At 69.1% G+C, this 7,367-nt stretch carries 7 protein-coding genes; 1 reads left to right on the top strand and 6 read right to left on the bottom strand.

Annotated features, from left to right (window positions below; all coding sequences use genetic code 11):
• Positions 1-1,062 (top strand): chromosomal replication initiator protein DnaA (gene dnaA, locus VB737_RS04560; protein WP_500311511.1); only part of this gene is annotated, 1,062 nt, incomplete at its 5' end.
• A 3-nt stretch (positions 1,063-1,065) separates the two neighbouring features.
• Here the strand turns inward: dnaA and cbbX are convergent.
• The 6 genes from cbbX to VB737_RS04530 all read right to left on the bottom strand — a co-directional run.
• Entirely contained in the window at positions 1,066-2,034 is a 969-nt protein-coding gene (gene cbbX, locus VB737_RS04555; RefSeq protein WP_500311509.1) for a CbbX protein, read from the bottom strand.
• Positions 2,021-2,266: a 4a-hydroxytetrahydrobiopterin dehydratase gene (locus VB737_RS04550; RefSeq protein WP_500311507.1), complete on the bottom strand. Its 246-nt coding sequence runs from the start codon at positions 2,264-2,266 to the stop codon at positions 2,021-2,023. The genes cbbX and VB737_RS04550 overlap by 14 nt, the downstream gene beginning before the upstream one ends.
• Before the next feature lie 15 nt (positions 2,267-2,281).
• Positions 2,282-3,442: a CO2 hydration protein gene (locus tag VB737_RS04545; protein ID WP_500311505.1), complete on the bottom strand. Its 1,161-nt coding sequence runs from the start codon at positions 3,440-3,442 to the stop codon at positions 2,282-2,284.
• On the bottom strand, positions 3,439-4,971 hold the full coding sequence (locus tag VB737_RS04540; protein WP_500311503.1) for an NADH-quinone oxidoreductase subunit M: 1,533 nt from the start codon (positions 4,969-4,971) through the stop codon (positions 3,439-3,441). The genes VB737_RS04545 and VB737_RS04540 overlap by 4 nt, the downstream gene beginning before the upstream one ends.
• Positions 4,972-4,978: 7 nt before the next feature.
• Positions 4,979-6,823 carry an NAD(P)H-quinone oxidoreductase subunit F gene (locus VB737_RS04535; protein WP_500311501.1) on the bottom strand — a complete coding sequence of 615 codons (1,845 nt, stop codon included), beginning with the start codon at positions 6,821-6,823 and terminating at the stop codon, positions 4,979-4,981.
• A 13-nt stretch (positions 6,824-6,836) separates the two neighbouring features.
• Positions 6,837-7,367: ferritin-like domain-containing protein (locus tag VB737_RS04530; protein WP_500311499.1), on the bottom strand; the 531-nt coding region annotated here is incomplete at its 5' end.

Here is a 7,367-nt window from a genome sequence, read left to right as displayed (position 1 = left end):
GCCCGGCCGCTGCCCGGCCCCCTGCGCCCCGGGGCGGGCCTGAACACCCGCTACGTCTTCAACCGCTTCGTGGTGGGGGCCAACAGCCGCATGGCCCATGCCGCCTCCCTGGCGGTGGCCGAGGCCCCGGGCCGTGAGTTCAACCCCCTGTTCATCTGCGGCGGGGTGGGGCTGGGCAAGACCCACCTGATGCAGGCCATCGGCCACTACCGGCTGGAGATCGACCCGGAGGCGCGGGTGTTCTACGTGAGCACCGAGACCTTCACCAACGACCTGATCCAGGCCATCCGCAAGGACGGCATGCAGGCCTTCCGGGATCGCTACCGGGCCGCCGACCTGATCCTGGTGGACGACATCCAGTTCATCGAGGGGAAGGAATACACCCAGGAGGAGTTCTTCCACACCTTCAACGCCCTGCACGAGGCCGGCCGCCAGATCGTGATCGCCAGCGACCGGCCCCCCAGCCAGATCCCCAGACTCCAGGAGCGGCTGATCTCCCGCTTCTCCATGGGCCTGATCGCCGACATCCAGATACCCGATCTGGAGACCCGGATGGCGATCCTGCACAAGAAGGCGGAGGCCGAGCAGGTGGCCCTGCCCAGGGAGCTGATCCAGTACATCGCCGGCCGCTTCACCTCCAACATCCGCGAACTCGAAGGGGCCCTCACCCGGGCGGTGGCCTTCGCCTCGATCACGGGCCTGCCGATGACGGTGGAATCGCTGGCGCCGATGCTCGATCCGGTGGGCAACGAGGTGGCGGTCACCCCCCAGCAGGTGCTGGAGAAGGTGGCCGAGGTGTTCGAGGTGCGCATCGAGGAGATGCTCAGCCCCAGCCGCAAGCGGGCCGTGAGCCAGTCGCGCCAGGTGGGGATGTACCTGATGCGCCAGAACACCAACCTGTCGCTGCCGCGCATCGGCGAGGCCTTCGGCGGCAAGGATCACTCCACCGTGATGTACGCGGTGGAGCAGGTGGAGAAGAAGCTCAGCAGCGATCCCGCCCTGGCGCGGCGGGTGCAGCAGGTGCGGGACCTGCTGCAGATCGCCTGCCGCCAGCGCCGCTGAGGCTCAGCCGGCGCCGGTGAGGGGCCGGGCCGGATCGAGCCCCTCCACTTCCCCGTGGAACACCCGGCTGGCGGTGATGTCCTCGGCCTCGATCGTCATCAGGTCGGTCTTGGTCAGGGCCCGCCCCATGCCGCTGAACAGGCGGTTGGCCTGGCGCATGCGGGAGCGGTCGATGGCGTTGCGGATCGAGCGGGCATTGGCGAAGAAGGGCAGCTGCATGCGGCGCTGGATGTACTCCGCGAAGGCGGCGGCGGCCTCAGGGCTGAAGCGGTAGTTCTCCGCCGCCAGGATCAGCTGGGCGATCGCCAGGAGTTCGCTGGCGGTGTAATCGGGAAAGTCAATGTGGTTGGCCACCCGCGAGGAGAGGCCCGGGTTGCTCTGGTAGAAGACGTCCATCCGCTCCTTGTAGCCGGCGAAGATCACCACCAGGTCGTTGCGGTTATTCTCCATCACCTGCAGCAGGATCTCGATCGCTTCGGCGCCGTAGTCCCGCTCGTTCTCCGGCCGGTAGAGGTAATAGGCCTCATCGATGAACAGCACGCCGCCCATCGCCTTCTTGAGCATCTCCCGGGTCTTGGGGGCGGTGTGGCCGATGTACTGGCCCACCAGATCGTCGCGGGTGGCCGTGACCACATGGCCCTTGCGGACGTAGCCGAGGCCGTGCAGGATCTTCGACATCCGCTCCGCCACGGTCGTCTTGCCGGTGCCGGGCCGGCCGGTGAACGACATGTGCAGGCTGGGGGGCGCCGTGTCGAGGCCCACCTGGGTGCGGGCCCGGTTGATCACCAGCAGAGCGGCGATCTCCCGGATGCGGGCCTTCACCGGCCGCAGACCGATCAGTTCCCGGTCGAGCTGGTCGAGCACCTCCTTGATGCCGACGGCGTCGTAGGCCGCCCGCAGATCCACCAGCGTCGTCTCCTGCGGCGCGCCCCCGTCGTCTCCTTCGGAAGCGCTGCCCTCAGAGGAGATCATCGATGGCCCGCGCGAAGGTTTCCTCCGGTTCGCCGATGGGGTCCTCGTCGGCTTCGGCCCGCACGGTGAGGTTCACGTAGGTGCGCCCGAAGCTGATGTCCGGGAAGCGGCCCTCCTGTTCGGAGAGCCCGTTCAGGCGCTCCAGGAAGACGCGGGTGCTTTCGTAGTCGTCGAACTCGATGCGGCGCTCGAGCCGATCGGGACGGGGCCGTCGGGTCCAGGGCTGATCCATGGGTCCGACCCTAGGTCAGCCCGGATCGTCGAGGCAGTCGGTGCGGGCCACGCAGAGGCGGGCGGCCCAGGCGGCGGCGTGGGCCCGGTTGGCCGTCCGTTCCGCCGGCGCCTGGCTCGTGAGCGGGTGGGGGAAGGTGCCGGCGATGGCCGCGTTGGTGACGCAGAACATCGCCTTCTGGAAACTCATGCAGATCTTCACCCGCATGTCCCCGTCGCCCCGGATGCCGGCCAGGTAGCGGTTGCGCAGCCGTTCGGGCAGGTGGCGGTACATGTCCTGCATCAGCAGGCTGGGGGGGATGCCCGATCCCATCGTGGGCAGCGGGTCGGCATAGAGGGCGCCGTACATGAACTGGGCCTGGTCGGGGGAGATCTGCTGGGCCTGGGCGTTGAACGACACCGTTCCCAGGAACGGGGTGCCGCGCAGGAACACCGCCTCCACGTACGGCACGGCCACATCCCCGAGGAAGGTGAGACCGGCCTCGGGGGGCAGCACCCAGAAGGAGCTGCCGCCGATCTCCACCGCGTAAGTGATCGGTGCCCCGGCCGCCGCCACCAGGCCCTCCTTGATGAAGGTCACCACCGTGGCGATCGAGTCAACCCGACCATCCCGCTCAGCCCGGGCCAGATCGAGGAACAGATCGCTCATCACCCGCCAGAACTGGCCCAGGGCATGGGTGGTGGCCGCGGAGCGGATCAGTTCGCCCAGGAACTGGGGGAACAGCGGGTTGAGCGCCGCCAGCAGCGGGTCGCGCCTTGTCTTGTGGGCGACGATGGCGGCGCAGTTGGCGGCGAACGCCTCGCTGTCGAGGTAGGCATCGAGACCGCCGGTGCCGTGCCAGAGCATCGCCTTCTGGCAGTACTCCGCGTACTCGAAGTTGATCCGGTCGTGCAGCAGGTGGCGCCAGATCTTCGCCGGGCTGAGGTCGCCATCGAGGAAGCGGAACACCGGGAAGGGGTTCAGGAACTGCTTCTCGGCCTGGTAGATGAGATTGACGCTGTAGGCATCCAGCACCTCGCCGTAGCTCTCCAGCACGTCCACCACCTGGCTCAGGTGATCGGGGGACTCGGCCAGCAGGGTGTGTCCGGCCAGCAGGGTCTCCACCAGGTCGTCGCTGCTGGGACGGCCCCCGGCGTAGGTGAGGGGTGGTTTGGGGGAGCGGGGGATCGGTCTCATGACAGCGGTCCGGCGCCCTGGAGGGTCGCGAGCAGGGCCGGCAACTGGGCCATGGCGGTGGTGGCCTGTTCGCTGAGGCGGCCCAGGCCGAAGGGCAGCACTCCCAGGGCCACCACGCCGCTGGCCAGGGCCAGGGCGGGCAGGGTTTCCCGCAGGGCCACCGCCGGCAGTCGCACCTCCAGGCGGGAGTCCGCCACCGGATCGCCGCTCGGGGGGGTCACCGCCAGGCGGCCGAAGAAGGCCCTGTTCACCAGCAGCAGGAAGTACACCGCCGTCAGACCCGAGCCCACCATGCACAGCAGGGTGGCCACCGGGAAGGCGGCCAGGCTGCCGCGGAACACCAGGAATTCGGAGATGAAGCCCGCCATGCCGGGCATGCCGGCGCTGGCCATCACCCCCAGGATCATCAGGGTGCCGGTGAACGGCAGTCCCCGCTCCGGGTTAAGCAGGCCGCGCAGCACCTCCAGGTCCCGGGTGCGGGTCTTGCGGTAGACGATGCCCACCAGCAGGAACAGCAGGGCGGAGATCAGCCCGTGGCTGACCATCTGGAAGACGGCCCCGAGCATGCTGACCGGCGTGGCCGCCGCCGCCGCCAGCAGGATGTAGCCCATGTGGCCCACCGAGCTGTAGGCCACCATCCGCTTCATGTCCCGCTGGGCGATGGCCGCCAGGGAGCCGTACAGCACCGACACCGCCGCCCAGCCCGCCAGCCAGGGGGCGAGCAGGGCCCAGGCCTCGGGGAACATCCCCAGGCAGAAGCGCAGCAGGCCGTAGGTGCCCAGTTTCAGCAGCACCCCCGCCAGCAGCACCGACACGGGCGTGGAGGCCTCGGTGTGGGCGTCGGGCAGCCAGGTGTGAAACGGCACCAGGGGAATCTTGATGGCGAAGCCGATCAGCAGCGCCCCCAGCAGCGCGAGCTGGGTGCCCATGCCCAGCTGGGCGCTGGTCACCGGGTTGATGCTGAAATCCGCCTGGCCGGTGAACAGGGAGAGGCCGAGGAAGGCCCCCAGGATCAGCACCCCGGAGACGGCCGTGAAGATCAGGAACTTGGTGGCGGCGTAGCTCCGGTTGGCGCCGCCCCAGATGGAGATCAGCAGCCAGAGGGGAATCAGCTCCAGCTCGTAGAAGAGGAAGAACAGCAGCAGGTTTTCCGACAGGAACGCCCCGTTGACGGCCCCGCTGATCGTCAGCAGCAGGGCGAAGTACAGGCGGGGGCGCTGGCTCAGGTCGCGGGTGCAGACCCCCGACACCAGGGTGAGGGCCGCGTTGACCAGCACCAGGGGCATGGCCAGGCCGTCCACGCCCAGCCGGTAGTCGAGGCCGATGCTGTCGACCCAGGCAAAGGACTCCTGCAGCTGCAGGCCCGCCTGGCCGGGGTCGAAGGCCAGCAGCACCCGCAGGCTCCAGAGCAGCTGCAGGCCCAGCAGGGCCAGGGCGGCGCGGCGGATGCGCTCGGTGGCCAGCTCGCCCGGCCAGCAGAGCAGGCCGAGGGCGCCGGCGAAGGGAATCAGCAGCAGGGCGCTCAGCATCGTCCGCTCAGCCCCCCAGCCAGGAGAGGCTGCCGACCAGCAGCACGATCGCGGCCACAACCGTGAAGACGTAGGTCTGCAGCCGGCCGCTCACCCCCAGCTTGAGGCTCTCGGCCGAGCCCATGGAGACGGCGGCGATGCGGTTGACCATCCCGTTGACCACCAGCTGGTCGAAGCCGTTGGTGATCCGGGCCAGGCCGGCCACGAAGGCCACGATCGTGGCCCGGTAGATGCGGTCGGTGTAGAAGTCGAAGGCCAGCAGGTCCTGCAGGACCCGCAGGGGCCGCAGCACCGAGCGGGACCAGAACGTGTCCAGAGGGACCAGGCTGCCGACCAGCAGCCCGGCCAGGCCGCTGCCCACCAGGGCCAGGGCGGTGCCGCCCGAGAAGGCACCGATGCCCGGAACCCGGTCGATGCGGGCCATGGCCAGGGGCGTGACCAGCACCAGCACCGCGACGGTGACCATGGGCAGGGCCATCAGCCAGTTCACCTCCGGCGTCCGCCGGGTCTTGGGGTGGGGGGCGCCCAGGAACACCTGGCGGTAGACCCGGGTGAGGTTGAGGGCCGTCAGGGCGTTGGTGAGCAGCACCACGGCGGCGAAGAACGGAGCCCGCGGGCCCAGCCCCTCCACCATCAGGCCGAAGCTCCAGAAGCAGCCGAGGGGAAGCAGGCCGGTGAGGCCCGCGGCCCCCACCAGGAAGCCGGTGGTGGTGGCGGGCATGCGGGAGCCGAGGCCGCCCAGTTCGGTGAGGTCCTGGCAGTTGGTGGTGGCGATGACGCTGCCGACACTCATGAACAGCACGGCCTTGGCCAGGGCATGGGAGAAGAGCAGCAGCAGGGCGATGAAGGGCTGCTGCAGGGCGATGGCGATGAACACCAGGCCCAGATAGGAGGTGGTGGAGTAGGAGCAGGCCCGCTTGAGGTCGACCTGGGAGATGGCCACCAGGGCGCCGCCGATGGCACTGATGGTGCCCACCGCCAGCAGCACGTCGATGGCCACCGGCGAGATCAGCAGCAGCGGCATCACCTTGAGCAGCACCACGGCGCCGCAGGTGACCACCACCGAATTGCGCAGGATCGAGGCCGGATTCGGACCCTCCATCGCCTCATCCAGCCAGAGGTGCATCGGGAACTGGGCGCACTTGCCCATGGGTCCGGCGATGAGGCCAAGGCCCAGCAGGGTGGCCCCCAGGGCCGGCAGGGTCTCATTCGCCGACCAGGCGTAGAGGTCGTTGAACTCCAGCGATCCGGCCCAGGCCGAGAGCGTCACCACCCCCATCAGCAGCAGCACGTCCCCCACCCGCTTGGTGAGGAAGGCATCGCGGGCGGCGGTCACCACCAGGGGCTGGGCGTACCAGAAGCCCACCAGCAGGTAGGTGGAGAGGGTGAGCATCTCCAGCAGGAAGTAGCTCATGAACAGGTTGCTGCTCAGCACCACCCCGGCCATGGCCCCCTCGAAGAAGCCCACCAGGGCATAGAAGCGGGCCAGGGACCACTCCTTATCGAGATAGCCCAGGGCGAACACCTGGCCCACCAGGCTCAGGCCGGTCACCAGCTCCAGGGCCGCCAGGTTGGTGAGGGAGAGATCGAAGCCGATGCGCAGATCCAGATCGGCGGCCGAGAACCAGGCGATGTCCAGATGCTGGGGACCGAGGGCCAGCACGGCGCGCAGCACGACGCTGCCGTGCAGCACCGCCAGCAGGGTGACCAGCAGGTTGAGGTAGGCAGCAGGACGGGGGCCGTTGCGCTTGATCCAGCCCGCCGCCCAGGGCAGCGACAACAGCATGCCGCTGAACCCGTAAAGGGGAATCATCCAGCTGAGCTGGATCGACAGGGGAAGGGTGTCCGGCAAAGGGGGAGGGACCTCAGAAGGTGGCCCGTTGCAGGGCCCTGGACGGGACGGCGGCAAGGCTACCGATCCAGGCCGCCAGATCCTCCCCATGCTGCTGTTCTTCGTCCCGCAGGGCACGGAAGAAGGACGCATTGTTGCCATCGCCGATCAGCAGGCAGAAGCGCATCGCCTCGCCGTAGTGCTGGATCAGGTCCTCTTCGAGCACGGCGTTCAGCCGCAGCAGACCCTCCAGGTCGGCGGCGTGGGCGACCGGCCGCAGCTGGGAGGCGGCGGGGGCCACCCCCAGCTGCAGCATGCGCTGCACCAGCCGTTCGACGTGCCGCATCTCCTCGACGGTTTCCTGGCGGAACCGTTCGGCGGCGTGGGTGTCGCCCCAGAGCTCCACGAGGGAGGCCTGGGTCATGTACTGCTGCACGGCGGACAGCTCCAGACTCAACGCGCGGCCCAGGTAGCCGAGGACGCGCGGATGGGCGGCGTCCAGGGGGATCAGCCCCTGCGGCCGACGCCGGAGGCCGCCAGGGCCGGCTCCACCTCGCTGTGGGGA

The sequence above is a fragment of the Synechococcus sp. BA-120 BA3 genome, assembly GCF_034931285.1.
Classification (GTDB): Bacteria; Cyanobacteriota; Cyanobacteriia; order PCC-6307; family Cyanobiaceae; genus Cyanobium.
This window is presented reverse-complemented; position numbering and strand designations above follow the sequence as displayed.